This is a genomic window from Lentibacter sp. (assembly GCF_965658795.1).
Taxonomy (GTDB): Bacteria; Pseudomonadota; Alphaproteobacteria; order Rhodobacterales; family Rhodobacteraceae; genus Lentibacter.
The window spans coordinates 158,632-180,232 of the sequence record NZ_CBFHTG010000001.1; the positions used below are offsets into that span (position 1 = coordinate 158,632).

22 protein-coding genes are annotated in these 21,601 nt (G+C 59.4%); 14 read left to right on the top strand and 8 right to left on the bottom strand.

Translation table 11 applies throughout. From position 1 onward, the window contains the following. Positions 1 to 56: 56 nt before the first annotated feature. Positions 57 to 2,174, bottom strand: a complete 2,118-nt coding sequence (locus tag ACTG3X_RS00845; RefSeq protein WP_439109325.1) for a hypothetical protein — start codon at positions 2,172 to 2,174, stop codon at positions 57 to 59. A gap of 219 nt (positions 2,175 to 2,393) precedes the next feature. On the opposite strand from ACTG3X_RS00845, the gene ACTG3X_RS00850 reads away from it, so the two are divergent. Further along, entirely contained in the window at positions 2,394 to 3,092 is a 699-nt protein-coding gene (locus tag ACTG3X_RS00850) for a thiamine diphosphokinase (RefSeq protein WP_439109326.1), read from the top strand. Here ACTG3X_RS00850 and ACTG3X_RS00855 read toward each other — a convergent pair. The 3 genes from ACTG3X_RS00855 to ACTG3X_RS00865 all read right to left on the bottom strand — a co-directional run bounded on the left by ACTG3X_RS00855 (position 3,007) and on the right by ACTG3X_RS00865 (position 6,117). Beyond that, positions 3,007 to 3,948 carry a DMT family transporter gene (locus ACTG3X_RS00855; RefSeq protein ID WP_439109327.1) on the bottom strand — a complete coding sequence of 314 codons (942 nt, stop codon included), beginning with the start codon at positions 3,946 to 3,948 and terminating at the stop codon, positions 3,007 to 3,009. The genes ACTG3X_RS00850 and ACTG3X_RS00855 overlap by 86 nt on opposite strands. Before the next feature lie 94 nt (positions 3,949 to 4,042). Further along, a complete protein-coding gene (locus ACTG3X_RS00860; protein WP_439109328.1) occupies positions 4,043 to 5,419 on the bottom strand; it encodes an L-serine ammonia-lyase in 1,377 nt (458 codons plus the stop codon). After that, the gene (locus tag ACTG3X_RS00865) at positions 5,419 to 6,117 is read right to left on the bottom strand and encodes a glutathione S-transferase family protein (protein ID WP_439109329.1); all 699 of its coding nucleotides are present in this window, start codon (positions 6,115 to 6,117) and stop codon (positions 5,419 to 5,421) included. The genes ACTG3X_RS00860 and ACTG3X_RS00865 overlap by 1 nt, the downstream gene beginning before the upstream one ends. A 133-nt stretch (positions 6,118 to 6,250) precedes the next feature. Here ACTG3X_RS00865 and ACTG3X_RS00870 point away from each other — a divergent pair, with 133 nt between their 5' ends. The 8 genes from ACTG3X_RS00870 (at position 6,251) to ACTG3X_RS00905 (ending at position 13,502) form a co-directional block, all read left to right on the top strand. After that, positions 6,251 to 6,814: an EF-hand domain-containing protein gene (locus ACTG3X_RS00870; RefSeq protein WP_439109330.1), complete on the top strand. Its 564-nt coding sequence runs from the start codon at positions 6,251 to 6,253 to the stop codon at positions 6,812 to 6,814. Positions 6,815 to 6,932: 118 nt separating this feature from the next. Beyond that, on the top strand, positions 6,933 to 7,721 hold the full coding sequence (gene rpiA / locus ACTG3X_RS00875; protein ID WP_439109331.1) for a ribose-5-phosphate isomerase RpiA: 789 nt from the start codon (positions 6,933 to 6,935) through the stop codon (positions 7,719 to 7,721). Then, positions 7,718 to 8,179, top strand: a complete 462-nt coding sequence (locus tag ACTG3X_RS00880; RefSeq protein WP_439109332.1) for a hypothetical protein — start codon at positions 7,718 to 7,720, stop codon at positions 8,177 to 8,179. Before rpiA ends, ACTG3X_RS00880 begins: the two co-directional genes overlap by 4 nt. Continuing rightward, positions 8,176 to 9,531, top strand: a complete 1,356-nt coding sequence (gor, locus tag ACTG3X_RS00885; RefSeq protein WP_439109333.1) for a glutathione-disulfide reductase — start codon at positions 8,176 to 8,178, stop codon at positions 9,529 to 9,531. Before ACTG3X_RS00880 ends, gor begins: the two co-directional genes overlap by 4 nt. Positions 9,532 to 9,620: 89 nt before the next feature. Beyond that, the gene (gene hflK, locus ACTG3X_RS00890) at positions 9,621 to 10,781 is read left to right on the top strand and encodes an FtsH protease activity modulator HflK (protein ID WP_439109334.1); all 1,161 of its coding nucleotides are present in this window, start codon (positions 9,621 to 9,623) and stop codon (positions 10,779 to 10,781) included. Further along, positions 10,781 to 11,659, top strand: coding sequence for a protease modulator HflC (gene hflC / locus ACTG3X_RS00895; protein ID WP_439109335.1), 879 nt, complete (start codon positions 10,781 to 10,783; stop codon positions 11,657 to 11,659). Before hflK ends, hflC begins: the two co-directional genes overlap by 1 nt. Continuing rightward, positions 11,659 to 11,862: a DUF2065 family protein gene (locus tag ACTG3X_RS00900; RefSeq protein WP_439109336.1), complete on the top strand. Its 204-nt coding sequence runs from the start codon at positions 11,659 to 11,661 to the stop codon at positions 11,860 to 11,862. Before hflC ends, ACTG3X_RS00900 begins: the two co-directional genes overlap by 1 nt. A gap of 197 nt (positions 11,863 to 12,059) precedes the next feature. Beyond that, positions 12,060 to 13,502: a Do family serine endopeptidase gene (locus ACTG3X_RS00905; RefSeq protein ID WP_439109443.1), complete on the top strand. Its 1,443-nt coding sequence runs from the start codon at positions 12,060 to 12,062 to the stop codon at positions 13,500 to 13,502. A 69-nt stretch (positions 13,503 to 13,571) separates the two neighbouring features. On the opposite strand, the gene ACTG3X_RS00910 is transcribed toward ACTG3X_RS00905, so the two are convergent. The 3 genes from ACTG3X_RS00910 to ACTG3X_RS00920 form a co-directional block, all read right to left on the bottom strand. Beyond that, the gene (locus tag ACTG3X_RS00910) at positions 13,572 to 14,018 is read right to left on the bottom strand and encodes an RDD family protein (RefSeq protein ID WP_439109337.1); all 447 of its coding nucleotides are present in this window, start codon (positions 14,016 to 14,018) and stop codon (positions 13,572 to 13,574) included. 83 nt (positions 14,019 to 14,101) lie between these two features. After that, a complete protein-coding gene (locus ACTG3X_RS00915) occupies positions 14,102 to 14,524 on the bottom strand; it encodes a DUF2852 domain-containing protein (RefSeq protein ID WP_439109338.1) in 423 nt (140 codons plus the stop codon). A 104-nt stretch (positions 14,525 to 14,628) separates the two neighbouring features. Continuing rightward, positions 14,629 to 15,093 carry a YbaK/EbsC family protein gene (locus ACTG3X_RS00920; RefSeq protein WP_439109339.1) on the bottom strand — a complete coding sequence of 155 codons (465 nt, stop codon included), beginning with the start codon at positions 15,091 to 15,093 and terminating at the stop codon, positions 14,629 to 14,631. Between the two features lie 54 nt (positions 15,094 to 15,147). On the opposite strand from ACTG3X_RS00920, the gene ACTG3X_RS00925 reads away from it, so the two are divergent. From ACTG3X_RS00925 to ACTG3X_RS00945, 5 genes are all read left to right on the top strand, one after another. Next, positions 15,148 to 17,943: a bifunctional [glutamine synthetase] adenylyltransferase/[glutamine synthetase]-adenylyl-L-tyrosine phosphorylase gene (locus ACTG3X_RS00925; protein WP_439109340.1), complete on the top strand. Its 2,796-nt coding sequence runs from the start codon at positions 15,148 to 15,150 to the stop codon at positions 17,941 to 17,943. Next, positions 17,933 to 18,205 carry a hypothetical protein gene (locus ACTG3X_RS00930; RefSeq protein ID WP_439109341.1) on the top strand — a complete coding sequence of 91 codons (273 nt, stop codon included), beginning with the start codon at positions 17,933 to 17,935 and terminating at the stop codon, positions 18,203 to 18,205. The genes ACTG3X_RS00925 and ACTG3X_RS00930 overlap by 11 nt, the downstream gene beginning before the upstream one ends. Positions 18,206 to 18,315: 110 nt before the next feature. Beyond that, a complete protein-coding gene (locus ACTG3X_RS00935; RefSeq protein ID WP_439109342.1) occupies positions 18,316 to 18,987 on the top strand; it encodes a DUF6778 family protein in 672 nt (223 codons plus the stop codon). A 39-nt stretch (positions 18,988 to 19,026) separates the two neighbouring features. Then, positions 19,027 to 20,223: an RSP_2647 family RNA methyltransferase gene (locus ACTG3X_RS00940; RefSeq protein WP_439109343.1), complete on the top strand. Its 1,197-nt coding sequence runs from the start codon at positions 19,027 to 19,029 to the stop codon at positions 20,221 to 20,223. After that, a complete protein-coding gene (locus tag ACTG3X_RS00945) occupies positions 20,220 to 20,759 on the top strand; it encodes an RSP_2648 family PIN domain-containing protein (RefSeq protein ID WP_439109344.1) in 540 nt (179 codons plus the stop codon). The genes ACTG3X_RS00940 and ACTG3X_RS00945 overlap by 4 nt, the downstream gene beginning before the upstream one ends. Here the strand turns inward: ACTG3X_RS00945 and ACTG3X_RS00950 are convergent. Beyond that, positions 20,756 to 21,442, bottom strand: a complete 687-nt coding sequence (locus ACTG3X_RS00950) for a M48 family metallopeptidase (protein ID WP_439109345.1) — start codon at positions 21,440 to 21,442, stop codon at positions 20,756 to 20,758. The genes ACTG3X_RS00945 and ACTG3X_RS00950 overlap by 4 nt on opposite strands. Positions 21,443 to 21,601: the final 159 nt, after the last annotated feature.

Below are 21,601 nucleotides of genomic sequence, written 5' to 3' on the forward strand. Positions count from 1 at the left end.
CCGCGAAGGGCGCCCAAGGTTAAGAGCAGTCAGGAGTCATGTCTTGTTTGGCTGACTCAGGAGCCTGCCGCGCGTGCGCTGGGGCGATAGGAAATCTCTTCTGAGGCTTTGAACTGGCCTCCGCCCAGCTTGCGTATTTTGCCTGCGCGCAGCAGTTGGCCGAAGGAGCGCAGACGATCTTCGCGGGAGGTGTTGGCGTGGTCGGTGCCTTTGAGCTTTGACATGAGCTGGGGGCGCGAAAAGGCGTCTTGGCCTTCCACAAACGACATGAACGATGCGGCGGCTTCCAGCACTTCACCGAGGTTTTGCGCGCCAACGCTTTCTGCATAGTCGGCAAAGCCATCGGCGGCTTCGGGTATCTTGTCATGCACGAGCTTTTGCGTGACGCGCACACGGCGCGGGCGCACGGGGGCATCGGGCTTTGGGGTGTCGATGCGCTGTTCGGCCACAAGCTTGAGCGGAGCCGGGCGGCGCATTTCGGGGCGCGTGCCAGTGGTTTGGGCCGCAACAGGGCGGCGCGGGCGCACGGCTGTTTCCAGATCATCGCGGTAGACTTCTGTGTCGCGGCCATCGGCCCCGAGGTCTCCGCCAAGGTCGCGCTCGGCCTCTGTGGCCTGCACAGCGGCACGCAGGTGGGCGATGGCGTTGCGGCGGCCGCGGCCCTCGTCTTCGTTGAGCTTTGTATTCGTCTCTTCGAGGATGCGGCCCATCTGGTCGTCGCTCGCTGTTTCGGTCAGGCGGGCACTGCGCATGGCGCGCACTGTCGAGGAGACATTGGCATCGGTTTGGGGGTCGTCTTCCGAAAAGAGGTTGCCTGCCGTATCTTCGCCGATGCTGTCATCATCAAAGGCGTTCTCGGCCAGATCGTCTTCAAAGGCGTCCTCTTCATCCGCGTCATCAAAGGCACTTTGTACCGGCTTTGCCGGGGCTTTGTGTGAGGCCAGTTCGGCCTCCACTGCGGCAAGCTCACGCATGAGCTCTTCTTCTTCCTCGTGTGAGAGGGTTGATTCTTCGCCGTGATCAAAGCTGCTATCTTCTTCTTCGATGTAGCCATCTGAAATGGCTGCCTCAAAGTCGCTTTTCTTCATTTTGATCACGCGCGCACGCATGGACGCGTCAACTGGCGCTGCATCGGTGACGTCGTCATCGCCGACAAAGGGCTCATCTTGGGGGGCGTCGTTGGCGGGGTCTGTCTCGCCTGCGCTATCTGTTGCGCTGAGCCGTTCGAGCATGGCGCTGATGTCGTCTTCTTCCTCGGCGTCATCCTCCAGGTCAAAAACAGATGCGTCTTCGGCAGCCTTTGCTTGGGCTGCGGCCTCGGCTTCAGCCTTCTCGGCCTTTGCTTTTGCGGCGGCTGCTTCAGTGCGCGCATGTTCGTCTGCGGCAGCTTTCGCTTCCGCTTGTGCTTTCGCTTCAGCTCTTGCCGTGGCCTCTGCTTCGGCTTTTGCCTGTGCTTTCGCCTTGGCTTCTGCTTCAGCTTTCGCCTTGGCTTCTGCTTCAGCTTTCGCCTTGGCTTCAGCTTCAGCTTCTGCAGCGGCTTGAGCGCGAGCTTGCTCTGCGGCTTTGGCCTCGGCTTCTTTTTCAGCCTGGGCGCGCGCGGCGTCTTCTGCGGCGTCATCAGCGTCAAGGGCTGCTGTGATGTCAGCTTGTGCGCCTGTCAGAAATGCCTCTGTGGCGGCGTCATCATCAAGCAGTGTGTCTTCGGCGTGTTCATCTTCGGAATAGGCGTTTTCGGCCTCGCCCTTTGAGACAACATCGCGAATGCGTTGCAACTTGGCCGCGACACTGTCCGGATCGGCCGGAGCTTTTGCCTTGGGCACAAAGGGTTCGGCCTCAGGCGCTGCCAGCGTGTCATCTGCGTCAGAAGAGGACTGGCTTTCGGCCACGAGGGCAGACAGCCCTGTGATGGCGGCGGCCTCGTCTTGGGAGACGGGCTGTGCCTTGGCGTGTGGCGCGGGCGCGGGTTCGGCGGGCGCCTTGGCCGCCATGGGCAACATGCTCGACGGATCTGCGCGCAAGACGAATGTGTCTTTGTCCCGGTGGGCTTCGACACGGCGCGAGATTTCACGCTCGGCGATGCGCGCCAGCATTTCGGCATCAGGGCTGGGAGGCTCGGCTCCGAAGTAACGGTCATCGGCGGCAAGGTCGCGGAAATACTCCGCGATTGCTTTCATAGTGCCGAAAGAATCGTCGAATCCCTCCAGGGTGCACGAGAAGGTGCCATAAGAGACCGTGAGGATTTTATTCGTGTTAACCATGTTCTTGCTCGCCACGTAATTTTATAATTGTCATAGTTAATGACAGCCTACAGCGTCGAAAGCGGACCGAATCTAAGAAGATTAGCGTATCATTTCGTGGCGACAATGTGTTCTGTTTCCTTAAGAAAGGGTAAAATGCCTTTGAACACCCCTATTGTTCACGTTTCAGACCCGGTTTTGCTGGTGGGCGGTGGAAAACACCGCAAACGGGGGCTTGCGGCCTGTGCCGGACGCTATGGCGCGCTTGTGGCTGCTGACAGCGGGGCAGATTGGCTGCTGGGGCAGGGGCTTATGCCCGACAAGGTGATCGGAGATCTGGATTCTGTCTCGCCTGAGGCTTTAACCACGTTGGGCCTTGAGCGGGTCGTGAGGGTTAAGGAGCAGAGCAGCACTGATTTTGAGAAATGTCTGACGCGTATTGAAGCACCGCTTGTCCTGGGCGTCGGGTTTCTCGGGGGGCGGCTTGACCACGAATTGGCCGCGCTGCACACGCTCGTATCCTACCCCGAGCGGCGCTGTGTGTTGATTGGCGGGCAAGACATTGTCTTTCTGGCCCCGCCCAAGCTTGCGCTTGATTTGGCCGCAGGCACGCGTGTCTCCTTGTTTCCGTTCGGGGCGGTAACTGCGAGGGCAACGGGCCTGCAATGGCCGCTTGAGGGGCTGCGCTTTGACCCTGCGCGCCTGATCGGGACGTCGAACACAGCCCTTGGGCCGGTTCAGCTGGAGGTGGATGCGCCTGATATGTTGGTTATTCTGCCGCGCTCTTTATTGCCACGGTGTCTTGCGGCACTTGCAGGCGACGGCGTTGGCTGGCCTGCTCGCTCACCACGGTGAAAAGCCCCGCAGCGATTGTCAGTGCCATGCCAAAGCTCGCCATGGCATTGGGCAGCTCGCCAAAGATGGCAAGGCCGATGAGGGCGGCGATCGGGATTTCGACATATTGGATGGGCGTCACAGTGGCGGATGGTGCATAGCTGAGAGACCATGTCATCAGCAGGTGGGCCAAAGTGCCCAAAGCACCGACAGAAAGCAGTAAGCCCCATTCGCGCGCGGTGGGCGCGCTCCAGCTGATCTCGGCAAGCTCGGCCAGCCCGCCAAAAGCCAGCAGGGGCAGGAGCAGGGCCGTGGCCATCAACCCCGAGACAAATTGCAGGCCAATCGGATCTGTTTCGTTCGAGATGTGGCGCGTGAGCAGCATGAAGCCTGAAAACAAAAGCGCGACGCCCAGAGGCAGCAGCGCGACCCAGCCAACATTGGCAAAGCTCGGTTGGACCACGCAGAGCACGCCCGCAAACCCGACGACACACGCGCTGAGCCGCGCCTGACCAACCGCCTCGCCAAGCAGAAGGTGGCCCAGCACAAGGTTGAGGAAAGGCAGCACAAAGACAATTGCGATGGCATCCGCCAAGGGCATGTGGCGCAGAGCTGTGAACATGAGGCCGATGGCGGCCATATGCAGCAGTGTGCGCAAGAGGCACAGGCGCAGCGCAGCAGGCGAGAGCCGCCAAGGCCTGAGCGACAGCGCAATAAAGGGAAAGAGCAGAGCAACCTGCACAACAAAACGGATGAGCAACATGGGGCCAAGAGCGACTGATTGGCCAATCAGTTTTGCCACGGCGTCACCCAGAGGGGCAACGGCGCAAAAGCCGAGCATCAGGGCAATGCCGAGAAGGGGTTTGTCACTAACCATAAGGATAGGCTAGAGCGGCGAGGCGAGTCTGGCAACTTAAAGTTGTGTCTCTCGCATCACCTTTTCGCGCGCCGATATTTCATAGCGTGGCTGTTCAGCAGTTGGGCACATTGACAGCGAGGCCACCCAGTGAGGTTTCTTTGTATTTCTCACTCATATCGACGCCTGTCTGGCGCATGGTTTCGATACAGGCATCCAGTGGCACAAGGTGGGTGCCGTCGCCTCTGAGGGCGAGCGAGGCGGCAGAGACAGCTTTGATCGCGCCCAGACCGTTGCGCTCGATGCAAGGCACTTGCACAAGCCCTTTCACGGGGTCGCAGGTCATCCCGAGGTGGTGCTCCAGCGCGATTTCGGCGGCGTTTTCCACTTGCTCGGGGGTTCCCCCCATCACGGCGCACAGGCCAGCGGCGGCCATGGCGGCGGCAGAGCCGACTTCGGCCTGACAGCCAGCCTCAGCCCCTGAGATAGAGGCATTGAACTTGACCAGACCGCCAATGGCGGCGGCTGTGAGCAGGAAGTCTTCTACACCGCTCTCGGACGCGCCGGGGACATGATCGAGCCAGTAGCGGATCACGGCAGGCATGACGCCTGCTGCGCCGTTGGTGGGCGCGGTGACAACCTGGCCGCCTGCGGCGTTCTCTTCGTTGACGGCCATGGCGTAGGTGCTCATCCAGTCGTTGATCGTGTGGGGCGCGCGCTGGTTCATGCCGCGCTCCGCAATCAGCGCGTCATGGATGGCTTTGGCGCGGCGTTTTACAAACAGGCCACCGGGCAGCTCGCCCTCTGTTTCAAGGCCACGGTTGATACAGTCGTTCATCACCTGCCAGATGCGGGCCGAGCCTGTGCGCAGGTTGTCATGGCCGCCACGGGCGATCTCGTTGGCGCGTTTCATCTCGGCGATGTTTTTGCCTGATGTTTTGCACATCTCAAGCATTTCGGCGGCAGATTTGAACGGGTAGGGGATGGGCGGGCCATCATCATCGGTGGCTTTGCCTTGGGCATGTTCCTCGGCGGTCAGCACAAAGCCGCCCCCGATGGAGTAATAGGTCTCGCTCAGGATGATATCGCCCTGCGCATCGGTGGCGTGCAGCACCATGCCGTTGGCGTGGCCAGCGAGGGCTGGGCCGTAGTCAAAGATCAGGTCGTCTTTCGGGGAGAACTTGAGCGTTGGCAGGCCTTCGGGGCTGATGGTGTGGGTGTCGCGGATGGCCGCAAGCGTGGCTTCTGCTGTGTCGTGATCATAGGTTTCAGGCACAAAGCCCGCGAGGCCCAGAATGGTTGCGCGGTCGGTGGCGTGGCCAACGCCTGTGAAGGCGAGCGAGCCGTGCAGCGAGCCTTTCAGCCCCGCGAACTCGAAGGGTGAGGCGCGCATGAGATCCAGAAAGCGCGCAGCGGCGACCATGGGGCCCATTGTGTGCGAAGAGGAGGGGCCAATGCCCACTTTGAACATTTCAAAGACAGAGAGAAACATTAGGTGGCCGATCCTTCTGGTGGGGTGGCATATCGGGGCCGTGTGAATGGTGTGGGGCCGAGGCCTTCAGCGACACTAGCGGTTTGAACGCTGGCGCGGCGTTCGACTTGAGACGCTAATCTATACAAATGCGGCGTCTTATCAAAAGAGAAGCTGCGGGCGCAGTCTTTCGGGTAAAGCGCCAACCAGCGCAGGAGCGTCGCGACGTAGAGATCAAGACTGCTGGGCGCAGGTGCCCCGAACCAGGCGTGGCCCTGACTTGCGAGCGTATCAAGCTTTTGCAGATGTCGTGCGAGGCTTTTTTGCAGCCCCGCGCGCAGGGCGGCTTGGTGGGCTGCGTCATCGCCGATATATTTGGCGGGGTAAAATATCATCCGCATTTCTGCGTGAACCGTGTTGGAGACAAAGAACAGCCATTTGAGAAAGTCGCCGCGCGCGGAGTGGTCGGGCGCGGGGGCCAGTGCGCCGTGGGTGTCGGCCAGCCAGAGCAGAATTGCCCCTGTCTCAAAGAGCACACCTTGGGGTGTCTCGAGTACGGGGATCAGCCCGTTGGGGTTGAGGTGCAGATATTCCGCGCTGCGCTGGCCTGCGGCGGCGCGGTCGATGAGCACCGTTTCGTAAGGCAGGCGCAGCTCTTCCAGCGCGAGGCGTATGATGAGCGAGGCATTGTCGGGGGCGTAGTGGAGGCGATATGTCATGCTGTGTAGATAAGCATGGAGAGACCAATTGCAGCGCGCAAAAGCGACATTGGGTCTTATTTGTGCGTAAATCCTGCCTTTTCATGTGCACGTTTGGGTTGTATTGTGGCGGTGTGAATTTATGAGGTGATATATGTACAGGTTTTTTCAAACACTCGCGCTTGCGGTTGTGGCTACAAGTGCCGGGGCGCAGAGCACACTGACGATACCGCCGCAAATTATCAAGGCGGCTAAGAACAGCCCTGCGCAAGCCAAGCAAATGTATATTAACGAGGCGCTGAAGCTGGAGCCCAGCGGGACAGTCACGGCAAAGACGCTTGATAAAGAGCAGGCCCGCCAGATCGCCGCTTTGCGGGCGGGTTTTTACGAAGAAATCCTGACGTCTGACACTGATGGTGATGGCCGCGTTTCTGCCCAAGAGGCGGATGTGGCGAGCACTCTTGGTAGGCCCGGGCGCTTCTCGCGCCTCACGCCAGCACAGGCTTTTGAGGTGCTGGACACCAACACAGACGGGTTTGTGGAGTTTGCCGAGATCAACGCATATGCTCGGACAGGCCTGAACCAGAGACTGCGCAACTCGTCACGGGAGAGCATGATTGAACTGCTGATCGCGATGGACCGTGATGGCGACGGCGGCACGACCTTGAACGAGATTGTCGCCACGGTGGATGAGGCGGCGGGGCTTTCGCAAGACTGAGCGGCGCTGCCCTGCGTTTGAAAATGGTCGGCTTTTCTTGAAAGAATCCGCTCTGCCCCCTCGCGTGGGCGGGCGCGGCGCTCTATAAGGCGGCACGGGACACATCTGCGAGGCTGCTATGGGCGGAGAACTTTCACCGATTGATAAGGCCAAATTTGTTGCTGCAAAGCGTGCAGCGGAATTTGTGGAAGATGGAATGCGCGTGGGCCTTGGCACGGGCAGCACGGCGGCATGGCTTGTGCGCTGCTTGGGCGAGATGGTGCGCGACGACGGCCTCAAGATAAAAGGTGTTCCGACAAGCACCCGCACAGCCGAGCTGGCGCGGGATGTTGGCATAGAGGTGATCAGCCTTGATGAGGCGCGGTGGCTGGACCTGACGATCGACGGGGCAGACGAGTTTGATGGCGAACTCAACCTTGTCAAAGGCGGGGGCGGCGCGCTTTTGCAGGAGAAAATCGTCGCAACGGCCAGTGACCAGATGATCGTGATTGCCGATGTGGGCAAAGAGGTTGAGCGGCTTGGCTCGTTTCCGCTGCCTGTAGAGGTGATCCCCTTCGGGTGGCAGACCACCAAAGCGCTGATTGAAGAGACGCTGGTGAGCATGGATGTGCTCGGGCGTAACACAACCCTCAGAATGAACGGGGATGTGCCGTTTTTCACCGACGAGGGAAACCATATTCTTGATTTGCACCTCAACCGTATCGGCAACCCGCGCCAGCTGAGCCTTGTGATGAACCAGATCCCCGGTGTGGTGGAGAACGGGCTGTTTCTTGATATTTGCGACAAGGTTGTTGTCGGCTTTGGTGATGGCAAGGTCGAGATCCGAGATATCAACGCAGGCACGGTTGAGACTGACCGCCTCGACTTTCTGGAAGATGACAATCTGTTCACGGATCTTATGGAATGATCGAGCTCCACCGACCGCGCCGCAACACGACCATTTTGCTGATAAACACAAGCATCACAGCGGGTGTGGCCGGCTACTTCTTTATGGATTTTCAGCAGACGGGCTTGTTTTATTCGCAAGTCATGATGGCGGTTTTCGGCTTTTGGGCTGCTTTGCTCACACGCAGCCTTATTCGCCGCCGCGTGCTGGCGCGCATCACGGGTGCACGGCTCGTCGTGCTTGGCTTGATGCGCGATACGGATATTCCTTTTGAGGCAATCGACAGATTTGCGCTCAACGCGGGCGAGCGCATGGGATTTGTTGGCCATAGAGTTTCGGGCAAAGCGCGGGTCATAGCTGTTTCGCCAAAGGTTTTTGGCGCGGAAAACATGACACGGCTGCGCGAGGCCCTTGAGGCAGCGCGCCCGGATTTACACAATATTTCAAATACAGACTTCAGAAAGGCCTATGAGACATGAGCTTTGACTATGATCTTTTCGTAATTGGCGGTGGCTCGGGCGGTGTACGGGCTGCGCGCGTGGCCGCACAGGGCGGTGCCAAAGTGGCATTGGCAGAAGAAGACCGCTACGGCGGAACCTGCGTGATCCGGGGCTGTGTGCCCAAGAAGCTGATGGTCTTTGCCAGCGAATTCCCCAACGCTATCGCCGATGCGCAGGCTTACGGCTGGGATGTGAGAGCGGGCGATTTTGACTGGGGCGTGTTTAAAACAAAGCTTCATGCCGAGCTTGACCGTCTTGAAAATGTTTACCGTGGTATCCTCAAGAACAACGGTGTCGAGAGCTTTGATGCGCGGGCCAAGGTGGTTGGTGCGCATGAGGTCGAGCTATCTGACGGGACGCGCAAGTCAGCCAAGCATATCTTGCTGGCCATGGGCGGACGGCCAGTGAAGCCAGAGATGGCTGGCGCAGAGCATGCGATCACTTCAAACGAGATTTTTCACCTTGAGAGCCTGCCAAAAAACATGCTGATCCTCGGTGGTGGGTATATTGCCTGTGAATTTGCAGGGATCATGAACGGCCTCGGTGTGGAGGTGACGCAATATTACCGCGGCGCGCAGATTTTGCGCGGGTTTGACGACGAGGCACGCGGCCTTGTCTCGGACGAGATGATCCAGAACGGGGTAAAGCTTCACCTTGGCACCAATATCTTCTCGATGGAGAAAGTTGACGGCGGCATTCGTGTCAAATCAACCAACGGGCATGATCAGGTCTTTGAGCAGGTCATGTTTGCCACGGGGCGTGCGCCCAACACAGACGACATGGGCCTTGAGGCCGTTGGCGTTGAGCTTGGCCGCAAGGGCCAAGTGTTGGTGGATGACTATAGCCAGACCAAAGTGCCGAGCATTTATGCGGTGGGCGATGTGACCGACCGTGTGAACCTGACGCCGGTTGCGATCCGCGAGGGGATGGCCTTTGTGGAGACCGTGTTTAACGGCAACCCGACGAAGCCTGACCACACGCTTATACCAACGGCTATTTTCACGCAGCCCGAGATGGGCACGGTGGGCCTGAGCGAAGAAGAGGCGCGCGAGCTTGAGCCGATCGAGGTTTATGCGACATCATTCAAGCCGATGCAGCAGAGCTTTGCAGGGCGCAGCGCGCGCGTGCTTATGAAACTGGTTGTGTCTCAGGCCAGCCGTAAGATTTTGGGCTGCCATATTGTCGCGCCCGGGGCGGGTGAGATGATCCAGCTTGCGGGCATTGCCGTAAAGATGGGAGCAACAAAAGAAGACTTTGACCGCACCGTAGCGGTGCACCCGACGATGAGCGAAGAAATTGTAACGATGAAAGAACCTGTGCGCCGTGGTTAATCCTTACCAAAAGGGTTGAAAAAGGGCATCAGACACACAAGGTATGCAACAGCACCTGAATGACTTTAAAACAGAGGGGAAATCTGTAGATGGCGGGTAATTCTGGCGGCCCATGGGGCGGCGGCGGAAACGACAACGGGGATGACGGGCGTGATCAACGCCCCAATGGCGGGCGCAGGCCTGCCAATGACGAGCAATCGCAGATTCCTGAAATCGATGAATTGATGAAAAAAGGCCAAGAGCAGCTGCGCGTCCTGATGGGCGGCCGTGGCAGCGGAAATGGCGGCAACCGCGGTGGCGCGGGTGGCGGCGGTGGCCCTGCGATCAACCGTGGCACAATCGGCCTTGGCGTATTGGTCGTATTTGCGCTCTGGCTGTTCCAGAGCTTTTACACTGTGAAGCCTGAAGAACAGTCTGTTGAGCTGTTCCTTGGCGAGTGTAACAGCCCCTGCGTCGGTGGCCCTGGCCTTAACTTTGCGCCTTGGCCTGTTGTGACAGCCGAAGTTATGCCTGTAACACGCGAAAACACCGAAGACATTGGTGGTGGAACGGGTGCTGATGCGGGCCTGATGCTGACGGGCGACGAGAACATCGTCGACATTGATTTCCAAGTTGTTTGGAACATCAACAACGCGGAAGAGTTCCTCTTCAACCTGCGGGAGCCGCAAACAACCATTCGTGCGGTATCGGAATCTGCGATGCGCGAAATTATCGCTCAAAGCGAGCTGGCGCCGATCCTGAACCGGGACCGTGGCCCGATTGCTGACCGTTTGAAAGACCTCATCCAGTCAACGCTCGACAGCTACAACAGTGGTGTAAACATTGTCCGTGTGAACTTTGACAAGGCGGATCCGCCCGAAGAAGTGAAACAGGCTTTCTTTGCTGTTCAGTCCGCCGAGCAAGACCGCGACCGCCTTGAGAAGCAGGCCGATGCCTACGCCAACACCGTTCTGGCGGCGGCGCGTGGTGAATCTGCGCAGGTTCTGGAAGAGGCCGAAGGCTACCGTGCACAGGTTGTGAACGAAGCCCAAGGTGAAGCGAGCCGCTTTACGGCTGTTTTGCGCGAATACAGCAAAGCACCAGAAGTGACACGCAAGCGTTTGTACCTTGAAACGATGGAAGAAGTGCTCGGAAACGTGGACAAAATTATCGTTGATGGTGACGTTGGCGGGCAAGGGGGCATTGTGCCGTATCTGCCGCTCAACGAGCTGCGCCGCAGCACAGACACGCAAACAGGAGGGAGCAACTGATGCGCTCGACAACATATATCCTGCCGGTGATTGTGCTGGCTCTTGCTGGCATCCTGTCGTCGATCTTCATCGTGGACGAGCGTGAAAAGGCGCTGGTGCTTCAGTTCGGCCGTTTGGTCGATATCAAGGATGAGCCGGGCCTTGCGTTCAAGATCCCGCTTATTCAAGAGGTTATCCGCTATGACAACCGCATTCTGAGCCGCGATATTCCGCAGCTTCAGGTGACACCGTCAGATGACCGCCGCCTCGAAGTGAACGCGTTTGCGCGCTACCGCATCAATGATGTGGAACAGTTCCGCCAAGCGACAGGTGCGGGGGGCGATCAGGCCATCGAAGTCGCGGGCCGCAGGCTAGACTCGATCTTGCGCTCAGAGACGCGCGAAGTATTGGGTACGGTTTCGTCCAACGACATTCTGAGCTCTGATCGTGCGGCGCTTATGCTGCGCATCCGCAACGGCGCGATTGCCGAAGCGCGCGCGCTCGGGATCGAAGTTATTGACGTGCGCCTCAAGCGCACCGACCTGCCCAACGCCAACCTTGCGGCGACATTCTCTCGAATGCAGGCGGAGCGGGAACGCGAAGCGGCAGACGAGATTGCGCGTGGTAACGAGGCTGCGCAGCGTGTGCGCGCTCAGGCAGACAGAACCCGTGTCGAGATCACCTCTGATGCCAACCGCCAAGCCGAGATCATCCGAGGCGAGGCCGATGCGGCGCGCAACGCGATCTTTGCTGAAGCCTATGGTGCTGATCAGGAGTTCTTTGAATTCTACCGCTCGCTCAATGCTTACCGCGGTGCGCTGACAGGCAACAACACAAGCATGGTGATGTCGCCTGACTCCGAGTTCTTCAACTATCTGAAGAACGAAGACGGCAAGTGATGACCATCTGGGCGACAGCCCTTCTGGCCCTCGGGCTGGTACTACTTCTGGAGGGGCTGGTCTATGTGCTGGCCCCTTCTCTTATTGAAGAGATGTTGCGCGCGTTGCGTGCGCTGCCGCCTGAAGCACGGCGCATGATTGGCGCTTTGATGATGGTGCTTGGTCTCTGTCTTGTCTGGGCGGCCAAGACGCTTGGCGCCTGACATGGGCGGTTTACCGCCGCTTCACGCGCTTCTCACGCGTCTTTCACGACAGCTTGAGCAGGTTTGCGCAGACTTGGCGTTGCGCAGAATAGACCCTAGTTTACATATATAAGAGATTGAACCCATGCCGCTTGGCGTGGAATGATCACACGAGATAAAGGAGCATCAGTGTGAGACAGGCAACAAAAGCGATTGTGATGAAGACGAACCAGACAAGTGCCATGCGGGCGCTTTGGCTGATGATGCTGGGCGCAGCCCTTGTGCTGGCGCAAGCCATTGTGGCGCAGGCGAGGCCCGAAAGCTTTGCAGACCTCGCCGACAAGGTGAGCCCTTCGGTTGTGAACATCACAACTTCGACCATGGTGGCGCGCGGCACGGGTCCGGGGGCGATTGTGCCTGATGGCAGCCCGTTTGAAGACTTCTTCCGCGAATTTCAGGACCGCAACGGCCAAGGCAACCGCCCCCGCCGCTCTTCGGCGCTTGGCTCTGGATTTGTGATTTCTGAAGATGGCTACATTGTCACCAACAACCACGTGATTGAGGGGGCTGATGAGGTGATCATCGAGTTTTTCTCGGGAGCCGAGCTTGAGGCCAAAGTGATCGGCACAGACCCCAAGACAGACATCGCGCTGCTCAAGGTCGAAAGCGACGAGCCGCTGCCATTTGTGCCTTTTGGTGACAGTGACACGGCGCGCGTGGGTGACTGGGTCTTGGCTGTGGGCAACCCTTTGGGGCAGGGCTTCTCTGTTTCTGCCGGGATCGTCAGCCAGCGCAACCGCGCCCTTCAAGGCGCATATGACGACTACATCCAGACCGATGCCGCCATCAACCGTGGCAACTCGGGCGGCCCGCTCTTTAACATGGATGGTCAGGTTGTGGGGGTGAACACCGCAATTCTTAGCCCCAATGGTGGCTCGATCGGGATCGGCTTCTCCATGGCTTCAAACGTGGTGACACGGGTTGTTGACCAGCTGCGCGAGTTTGGCGAAACGCGCCGTGGCTGGCTCGGGGTTCGCATTCAGGATGTGACCGATGATGTGGCGGAAGCGATTGGCCTTGAGAAGACAGCCGGCGCGCTTGTGACGGATGTGCCTGACGGGCCAGCCAAAGAGGCCGGTATGCTCGCGGGCGATGTGATCATGAGCTTTGACGGTGTCGAGGTGGATGACACGCGCGGCCTTGTGCGCACGGTTGGCAACGCGGATGTTGGCAAAGCGGTGCGTGTGATTGTCTTCCGCGAAGGCAAGACACAGACCCTCAAGATCACTCTGGGCCGCCGCGAAGATGCGGAAAGCGCTGATGCTTCGGCAGGTACGGATGCGCCAGAGGAGGGCGAGCCCGAGCAGACCGAGATGATGGGGCTGACGCTCTCGCCGATGACAGACGAGCTGCGCGAGCAGCTTGAGCTTGGCCCGGAGGCGACCGGCCTTGTTGTGGGCGATGTTGATGAAGCGTCAGAAGCTTTTGAAAAAGGTCTGCGCGCGGGCGACGTCATCACAGAGGCGGGGCAGCAAAAGATCACCACGGTTGGCGAGCTTGACGCGCAGATTGAGCAAGCCAAGGATGGTGGCCGCAAGTCGCTCTTGCTTTTGGTGCGCCGCGCGGGCGAGCCAAGGTTTGTGGCGCTGACGCTGGAGTGAGGCCTTAAGCAGACATGAAAACGGCCGCGCAAGAGATTGCGCGGCCGATTTTCTTCGGAGGTGGGTGTCTCAGCCTGCGCGGCGGTTGAGCGCGACGGTGCCAAGCGCCATATCGGACAGGCCTTGGCCGCGCTCTTGGGAGGCCATGAAGATGACCGACACAAACTGCGCGAGAGGAAACATCCAGGATACAGTGTAGCCCAGCGTGTGCAGCAGCGCATGTGAGAGGTCAAACTTTGCGCCATCGCCTGTGCGAAATTCGATCGCAGTGAGGCGCATCCCCAGCGTTGCCGAACCGTTGGCAAGGCAGATGACGCGATACCCAAAATTGACCACAAACCCGAGCAAGGGCAGGAAGAACAGCCCCGTAAAAGCCGTGAACGGAACAATGACAACAACAAGCAGAATGATCAGCACCGTGTCGATCACCCACGCGATGAGCCGCTTGAGCGGCACATCGGCATAGAACTCTGGCTGATAGTGTGGGTCGGGCAGGGCAAAGCTCTGGCTATCCATCGTGTCCTCATTTGAAATCGGTTTGCTTTTATAACACACTTGGCCCTCAGGATAGGAGGGCCAAGCGGCAGGCGTAAAGGGGGTTAGGCCTTTTCAGCGGGCTCTTCGGAGGCAGAGCTGGCTTCGGCACGGTCATCCATGAACTGGTCAAACTCTGCTTTGTCTTTGGCGTCCCGCAGGCGCTCAAGGAAAGCTTCAAAGCTGTGCTGTTCATCTTCGAGGCGGCGCAGGGTCTCGTCTTTATAGGCGTCAAAGGCCAAGTTTCCTGAAGACCGTGAGGCCTGAAAGCGGCTGTGACGGTGTTCGCGGCCTTTGCTACAGCGACCAGGGCCAAGACGCTTGCTCCAGATCATGTAAAACAGAAGTGCCAGCCCGACAGGCCAGACAAAGACAAAGCCCAGAACCATAGCGGCGATCCAGGCCCCTTTGCCTTTGCTATCAAGCCAGGCCTCTGAGCGGGCGAACCAGCTTTGGGGCTGGATTTGAAAATCTGCAGTGTGGGTCATGGGGGCTCCTTTGCGAGTTTAAATGTAAATACTTTTTACATTACCAATATTGGAGCCGGTTGCCCTTCGCGCAAGGGCTTATGTTAATCTTTTTTACATAAGCGTTATTCGCTCGTGAAATCAGCCACTTGTGCGCCAGACTTCTCCAGAAGACGTGCGGGTTTCATGCTGAAAACATGGTGCGGTGTGCCTGCAGCGGCCCAAACGAGGCCAAAATCATGCAGGCGCGTATCAAAAAAGCTGCGGATCTCGGTTTTATGGGCAATCGGGGATACACCGCCAATGGCAAAGCCTGTTTGTGCGCGGACAACTGCGGCATCGGCGCGGCCCAAGGGCTCGCCTGCCAAGGCGGCCGCCTTCGCCTCGCAGACCTGATTGCCGCCAGCTGTGACAAACAGAAGAGCCTCGCCCGAGCTTTGACCCTGAAAGATGATGGATTTGGCGATCTGATCAACCTCAACGCCCAGTTCCGTCGCGGCTTGAAGGGCTGTCTTGGCCTCACCTGTTTCGCGGATTTCTGTCTCCTCGCCCTCAAGGGCGGCGCGCACGCGTTTCAGGCTTTTTGACATGTGTCTGTTCCTCTTGGTGATTGACGCGGCTTTGGGCGCAGCGCATCTTCAGGCATGGAATTTGCACAGAAAATCACCCGTCTGCCAAGAGCCTTTGACGCCGAGCGCGCGCTGCAAGCGCAACAGCTGTTTCCAGAGCTGAGCGGCGAGCTTTTGGCGCTTGTAGAGGGGGCTGCTGGCTGTAGCCCTTATCTGCTCTCGTTGATGAGCCGTGAGGCAACATGGATGAGTGAGGCGTTTGACGCGCCCGAGCTGGCCTTGCGCGCCGAGTTCGCGCGGCTGGCTGAAGTGGGCGCGCCCGATCTGGGCAGTGAATTGCGCCGCGCCAAAAAGAGGGTCGCCTTGCTCACGGGGCTGGCCGACCTTGGCGGTGTCTGGGCTTTGGAAGAGGTGACGGGCGCGCTGACAGAGTTTGCCGATCTGTCTGTGAGCCTGAGCCTGCGCGCCTCTTTGGGTGCTGAAATCAAGCGTGGCAAGCTGCCGGGCATGACAGAGGCCGATCTTGGCACACTCGGGGGGATGTTCGTGCTCTCTATGGGCAAGATGGGCGCATATGAGCTTAATTACTCCTCTGACATCGATCTGATCTGCCTGTTTGACGAAACCCGCTTTGAGCGCGACGACTTTTTCGAGGCGCGCAAGGCTTTTATCAAAGCGACCCGCGCCATGAGCGCTATGCTCAATGACCGCACGGCAGAAGGCTATGTGTTTCGCACCGATTTGCGCTTGCGCCCTGACCCTGCGGTGACGCCTGTGTGTATGGCGGCCGAGGCGGCTGAGCGCTACTATGAAAGCCTCGGGCGCACATGGGAGCGGGCGGCGTATATCAAAGCGCGTTGCGGTGTGGGCGATGTGGCCGCGGGTGAGGCCTTTCTGGAGACCCTGCGCCCCTTTGTGTGGCGCAAGCATCTGGATTTTGCAGCCATTGAAGACGCGCACAACATGCGCCTGCGCATTCGCGAGCATAAAGGGCTTGGCGGGGCGATTGAGCTTTTGGGCCACAATATGAAGCTTGGACGCGGGGGCATTCGGGAGATCGAGTTTTTCACGCAGACACGCCAGCTTATTTCGGGAGGGCGCGATGCTGAGCTGCGCGAGCGGCGCACAGTGCCGGCGCTGGCGCGGCTGGCCGAAAAGGGCTGGGTGCCTCAAGATGTGGCCGATGTTTTGAGCACGCACTACCGTGCGCACCGCGAGGTGGAGCACCGTGTGCAGATGATAGCGGATCAACAGACGCATCTTTTGCCAAGCTCTGGCGAGGGTATGGAGCAGCTTGCGGCCTTTATGGGTCGAGAGCGCGCCAGCCTTGAGGCCGAGCTACGAGAGCGGCTGGAAGAGGTGCACGAGCTGACCGAGGGCTTCTTTGCGCCTGATGCGATTGCGCCCGAAGCGGCGGGCCCCGAGCTGGAGACGCTGGATCAGGACGTGATCAGCCGCTGGCCGACTTATGCTGCGCTGCGCTCGGAGCGGGGCACGCAGATTTTCAACCGCCTCAAGCCAGATATTCTGCGCGCGCTGGCGCTTTCCTCTGACCCTCACGCGGCGCTGCTGGCGTTTGATGGCTTTTTGGCGGGTCTGCCCGCGGGTGTGCAGCTGTTTTCGCTTTTTGAGGCCAACCCGCAGCTTGTTGACCTTGTGGTTGATATTGTCAGCACAGCCCCTGCACTTGCGCGCCACCTCAGCCGCAATTCGGCTGTGTTTGACGCGGTCATCGGGGGAGACTTCTTCTCTGATTGGCCAAGTGTGGCAGCTTTGGCGGGGGAACTGGGCGCGCTTCTGACCGCAGAGGAAGACTATGAGCGCAAGCTGGACCTTGCGCGCCGTTGGAACAAAGAGTGGCACTTTCGCGTCGGCGTCCACTTCTTGCGCGGTCTGACGGGAGCGGAGGAGGCGGGTACGCAATATGCCCAGCTGGCGGAGGCCGCGCTTGTGGCGCTCTGGCCCGAGGTGGTGGCACAATTTGAAGAGAAGCATGGCCCCCAGCCCGGCAAGGGCGCAACGGTCATCGGCATGGGCTCGCTGGGCGCAGGCCGCCTGACCAGCGCGTCTGACCTTGATATCATTGTGATCTACGACCCCGAGGATGTGGAGATGTCTACGGGCAGGCGGCCTTTGGCCACGCGGCCCTATTATGCGCGGCTGACGCAAGCGCTTGTGACCGCGGTGAGTGCGCCTATGGCCGAGGGCAGGCTCTATGAGCTTGATATGCGCTTGCGGCCCTCGGGCAACCAAGGGCCCGTTGCCACCAGCTGGCCTGCGTTCAAATCGTATCAGCAAAGCGAAGCCTGGCTTTGGGAACATCTGGCGCTTGTGCGGGCGCGCCCGATCTGCGGGCTTGCGAGCTTGGGCACCGAGTTTACGGCCTTTCGCCAAGCGATTCTGGCTGAAAAGGGTCAGGACCGCAGCCGCACACGCAATGGCGTGGCCGAGATGCGCAGCAAGATTGCGACCGCCAAGTCGCCCAGCGGGCCATGGGATGCCAAGCTTGGGGCAGGGCGTTTGCAAGACATAGAGCTTTTTTCCCAGATGGGCGCTTTGGCGGCAGGAGGCGCCAGCGTGCGTGTGCAAGCGGGTGTGAAGGGGCTTCTGGAGGCCGGGTTGGTGGATAAAGCTGCGAGCCAAGCCTTGATGCGCGCCTATCGGCTTCTCTGGGCGCTGAACCTCAGTACACGGTTCTTGTCAGACAAGCCTTTTGATGCAGACAGCGCCAGTGTCGGAGCCGCGCAGCTTGTCTTAAGAGAGACAGGGGCGAATTGCCTTGCCAGCTTGCAAACAGAGTTGCAAAGCTGCGCAAACGCTGCGGCGGCAATCATAGCGGCCACTTTGGGAGGAGCAGGCGATGAAGGGTGACATTTACGATCCGAAGGCGCTTATTCGTGAGGCTTACAACATCGAAGGCATCACTGCGCCCGAGTGCCGCTCGATCTTTCTGGACTGGGCGCTGAGCCTGCCTGTCGAGATGGATCAGACAGAGACCATCGGCCTTTTGCTCGCGCGCCACGGGGTTGCGGGGCACCCTATGACCGAGGTTCTCAAGGACGGGCTTGAGACGATGAAAGCGCCTCGCCGCCGTGGTGGCTGGATGGCGCGGCGGCGCGACACACCGCATTAACCATGCTCTGAGCGACCACCTATTTACCCATATGATGCCATAAAGTCGTCCCATTCCGAGGCCAGTCTCTTACTCGAGCAGTAAAGGGCAAAGGCCCAAGGAGAATGGACATGAAATTCGTAAAAGCAACATTGGTAGCCGCGTTGGCGCTGACTGTTTCTGGATGTGCCAGCGTTGATGTGGCCACACGAAACGCATCTTTTGAGGCGCCTAAAGAGCAATCGCCGCTCAGCGAGGTTATCGCGATCCGGGATGTCGAGGTGAATGTTTCGCGCGATTTGCGGGTTTCTGAAGCGGAGCTGTTTTACCCTGTTGCCGATATTGTCTGGCGCGGTGAGGCGCGTGGCGACCGCTATGAGCAGGTGGGTGCGATCTTTCAAGATAGCGCCAAAGTTGCCACAAAAGACCTGAGAGGCGCAACGCCTGCTCATGTCGAGATTGATGTGTTGCGCTTTCACTCGGTGACCGACAAAGCGCGCTACACGGTCGGTGGCAGCCACTCCATCAGCTTTATGATGCGTGTGACAGACCCTGCGACAGGCATCGACCTTATGGCACCACGCAAAGTGAAAGCAGACCTGAAAGCCTTTGGCGGGCAAGCAGCGATTGAAGCTGACGCGCGCGGCGAGACCCAGAAAAAACGTGTGACCGAGCATTTGGTTGGCGTGATCCGCGGCGAGCTTGAAACGGCTGCGGCTGCAACAGGCACTGTGACGCGCAACGCAGGCGAGGAGGTTGCACAGGCTGCAAACTCAGAAACACCTGTTCCAGCGCTCTACTAGGGCTTTCCCATCAAACAAAAAGTGATGTAAGGGGGCTGCATGACACAGTCCCCTTATAGAACGATCCGCCTCACCCCCAAAGCAGACGCGCGCAAGATCCGCCATGGCGCGCCTTGGGTGTTTGACAATGAGCTTGTGCTCGACCGCCGCACCAAGGCCATCGCCAAAGGCGAGGTGGTGCTTCTGGAAGACGCCGAGCGCGCGCCGATGGGGCTTGTCGGCTTTAACGCCGAAAGCCGGATTTCGGGGCGGATGCTGGACCGCAACGTGACTGCCACGATTGACGCGGCATGGTTTGCGGCCAAGCTCACAAAGGCGCTCGATATGCGCCAGCGCCTTTATTCAGAGCCATTTTACCGCCTTGTTCATGCCGAAGCCGACGGCCTGCCCGGTGTGGTCATCGACCGCTTTGGCGACACGGTTGTGTTGCAGCCAAATGCGGCTTGGGCCGAAGCCAAGCTGGATGCGCTGTGTGAAGCGCTGCTGTCGCTGGATGGTATCACAACGATCATGAAAAATGCCGCAGGGCGCGCGCGGGGCCTTGAGGGGCTGGACGACGTCAGCGCCGTCTTGGCGGGCACGGCGCCCACAGCGCCAGTGCCTGTGATGATGAACGGTGCGACCTATATGGCCGACCTGACAGGCGGGCAGAAAACAGGGATCTTCTTTGACCAGCGCGACAACCAGGCCTTTGCTGCGAAGCTGAGCCAAGGTGCTGATGTGCTTGATGTTTTCTCCCATGTCGGCGGCTTTGGCCTTGCGGCTTTGGCGGGCGGAGCAGCGAGCGCTGTGGCTGTCGATGGCTCGGCTGCGGCACTTGAGCTGGCCCAAGCGGGCGCTGCGGCTTCAGGTATGGCCGAGCGCTTTGAAACACGGGTCTCTGATGCGTTTGATGCCCTTGCGGCTCTGGCCCAAGAGGGCCGCCGATTTGATGTGGTGATCTGTGATCCCCCCGCTTTTGCGCCGTCTAAAAAGGCGCTTGATGCAGGCTTGCGGGCCTATGAGCGGATTGCACGGCTGGCCTCTGTCTTGGTGAAAGAGGGCGGCTATCTGGGCCTGTGCTCTTGCTCGCATGCGGCTGACTTGAGCAAGTTTCGCGCCGCCTCCAGCCGTGGCATTGGCCGCGCAGGGCGCACGAGCCAGCTGATCCATACGGGCTTTGCGGGGCCTGACCACCCGCTGATGCCGCAGCTGGCGGAAAGCGGCTACCTCAAAGCGTTGTTCTACCGCCTGTGAAGCTCCTGCTAGACACTTGCGTGCTCTATCCGACTGTCATGCGCGAGATGCTCTTGGGCGTGGCGGATTCGGGGGCTTTCGAGCCGCTGTGGTCTGCCGAGATCGAGGGCGAGTGGGCCCATACAGCAGAAAAGCATCAGGCGGGTGCACGCGTGTTTGCCGAGGGTGAAATAGCCATGCTCAACGCTCGCTGGCCAAACGGGCGGGTGCGCTATGGCGAGGGGCTCAAAGCGCGCCTTTGGCTGCCTGATGCGGGCGATATCCACGTGCTTGCAGCGGCTGTTGCAGGCTCGGCTGATGCTATTATCACATTGAATAAAAAGGATTTTCCTGCGCAAATCTTGGCGGAGGAGGGCCTGAGCCTGATGGACCCGGATGCCTACCTGCGGGGTGTTTTTGCGGCGGATCCTGAACGTGTTTCAGCGGTTGCAGCGCGTGTGTTGCGGGTGGCTTGCGAGCTGTCAGGTGAGGCGTGGACGATGCGCACATTGTTTAAAAAGGCCCGCTTGCCGCGGCTGGCGAAAGCGCTGTCTTAAGCCTTCTGCCAGCGCGCCTCGAGGCTGCGGATCGCCTCGATACGTTCGTCTGTTTTGGGGTGGCTGAGCAGCCATGCGGGGGGGCTGCCCGCCACAGCGCCTGTGAGGCGCTCCAGCTTGTGGAATAGCTCGATCTGCGGGGTCACCCCGAAGCCAGCCTTTGTCATGAGCGCAGCGGCGTATTCATCGGCCTCATATTCATCCGAGCGCGAGAGCCGCGCCGCGAGAAGCGATGTGGCAAAATTGGCAAGCCAGTAGCCGATCACCGGAATGAAGCGCGAGAACACGGCCCCAAGCGCCATGCGCATCGCATTTTGCCCTGAAAAATCGATCATGCGGCGGCGCGAGTGGCCCAAGGCGACATGGCCAAGCTCGTGAGCGATAACGCTTGCGAGCTCTTCGGCGCTCACTTCGCCTTGGCGAAACTTGTTGTAAAACCCACGGGTTATGAAAATCCGCCCGTCCGGCGCTGCGAGGCCGTTGACCGGCTCGATCTCGTAAAGATACACGCGCACACGCTCAAGGCCGAGCGCAGCCGCGAGCCGTGAAAGCACGGGTTGAAAGGCAGGGTCGGCAAGCTCGGATGACTTTTCATCAAGCTCTTTCAACGTGTTGCGCACAGAAAAGCGGTAGATGACGTAGCCATAGAGCAGCGGCAGGATAAGGGGGAGGAGCTTTAACATGGCAAAGATATGGGGGCTTTGAGGGGGCTGCGCAACGGGTGTTTGGCTGTGCTGCGGCCTATTGGGCCAAAGAGGGTTTGGCCGGGAAGAGCAATAGGCGTGACAGAGGCGCTGGTCATAGGGCAAGGTTAGGTGTGGTTGCAGATTCGTGCCAGCGAT

Bases quoted from the DNA above. Each gene is read 5' to 3' on its own strand.
- hflC (WP_439109335.1), top strand. From the start codon at position 10,781: ATGCGCTCGACAACATATATCCTGCCGGTGATTGTGCTGGCTCTTGCT.
- ACTG3X_RS00925 (WP_439109340.1), top strand. From the start codon at position 15,148: ATGGAATTTGCACAGAAAATCACCCGTCTGCCAAGAGCCTTTGACGCC.
- ACTG3X_RS00850 (WP_439109326.1), top strand. From the start codon at position 2,394: ATGCCTTTGAACACCCCTATTGTTCACGTTTCAGACCCGGTTTTGCTG.
- ACTG3X_RS00905 (WP_439109443.1), top strand. From the start codon at position 12,060: ATGAAGACGAACCAGACAAGTGCCATGCGGGCGCTTTGGCTGATGATG.
- hflK (WP_439109334.1), top strand. From the start codon at position 9,621: ATGGCGGGTAATTCTGGCGGCCCATGGGGCGGCGGCGGAAACGACAAC.
- ACTG3X_RS00845 (WP_439109325.1), bottom strand. From the start codon at position 2,174: ATGAAAGCAATCGCGGAGTATTTCCGCGACCTTGCCGCCGATGACCGT.
- ACTG3X_RS00870 (WP_439109330.1), top strand. From the start codon at position 6,251: ATGTACAGGTTTTTTCAAACACTCGCGCTTGCGGTTGTGGCTACAAGT.
- rpiA (WP_439109331.1), top strand. From the start codon at position 6,933: ATGGGCGGAGAACTTTCACCGATTGATAAGGCCAAATTTGTTGCTGCA.
- ACTG3X_RS00855 (WP_439109327.1), bottom strand. From the start codon at position 3,948: ATGGTTAGTGACAAACCCCTTCTCGGCATTGCCCTGATGCTCGGCTTT.
- ACTG3X_RS00920 (WP_439109339.1), bottom strand. From the start codon at position 15,093: ATGTCAAAAAGCCTGAAACGCGTGCGCGCCGCCCTTGAGGGCGAGGAG.
- ACTG3X_RS00940 (WP_439109343.1), top strand. From the start codon at position 19,027: ATGACACAGTCCCCTTATAGAACGATCCGCCTCACCCCCAAAGCAGAC.
- ACTG3X_RS00880 (WP_439109332.1), top strand. From the start codon at position 7,718: ATGATCGAGCTCCACCGACCGCGCCGCAACACGACCATTTTGCTGATA.
- ACTG3X_RS00930 (WP_439109341.1), top strand. From the start codon at position 17,933: ATGAAGGGTGACATTTACGATCCGAAGGCGCTTATTCGTGAGGCTTAC.
- ACTG3X_RS00860 (WP_439109328.1), bottom strand. From the start codon at position 5,419: ATGTTTCTCTCTGTCTTTGAAATGTTCAAAGTGGGCATTGGCCCCTCC.
- ACTG3X_RS00915 (WP_439109338.1), bottom strand. From the start codon at position 14,524: ATGACCCACACTGCAGATTTTCAAATCCAGCCCCAAAGCTGGTTCGCC.
- ACTG3X_RS00865 (WP_439109329.1), bottom strand. From the start codon at position 6,117: ATGACATATCGCCTCCACTACGCCCCCGACAATGCCTCGCTCATCATA.
- ACTG3X_RS00935 (WP_439109342.1), top strand. From the start codon at position 18,316: ATGAAATTCGTAAAAGCAACATTGGTAGCCGCGTTGGCGCTGACTGTT.
- ACTG3X_RS00910 (WP_439109337.1), bottom strand. From the start codon at position 14,018: ATGGATAGCCAGAGCTTTGCCCTGCCCGACCCACACTATCAGCCAGAG.
- ACTG3X_RS00950 (WP_439109345.1), bottom strand. From the start codon at position 21,442: ATGTTAAAGCTCCTCCCCCTTATCCTGCCGCTGCTCTATGGCTACGTC.
- gor (WP_439109333.1), top strand. From the start codon at position 8,176: ATGAGCTTTGACTATGATCTTTTCGTAATTGGCGGTGGCTCGGGCGGT.
- ACTG3X_RS00900 (WP_439109336.1), top strand. From the start codon at position 11,659: ATGACCATCTGGGCGACAGCCCTTCTGGCCCTCGGGCTGGTACTACTT.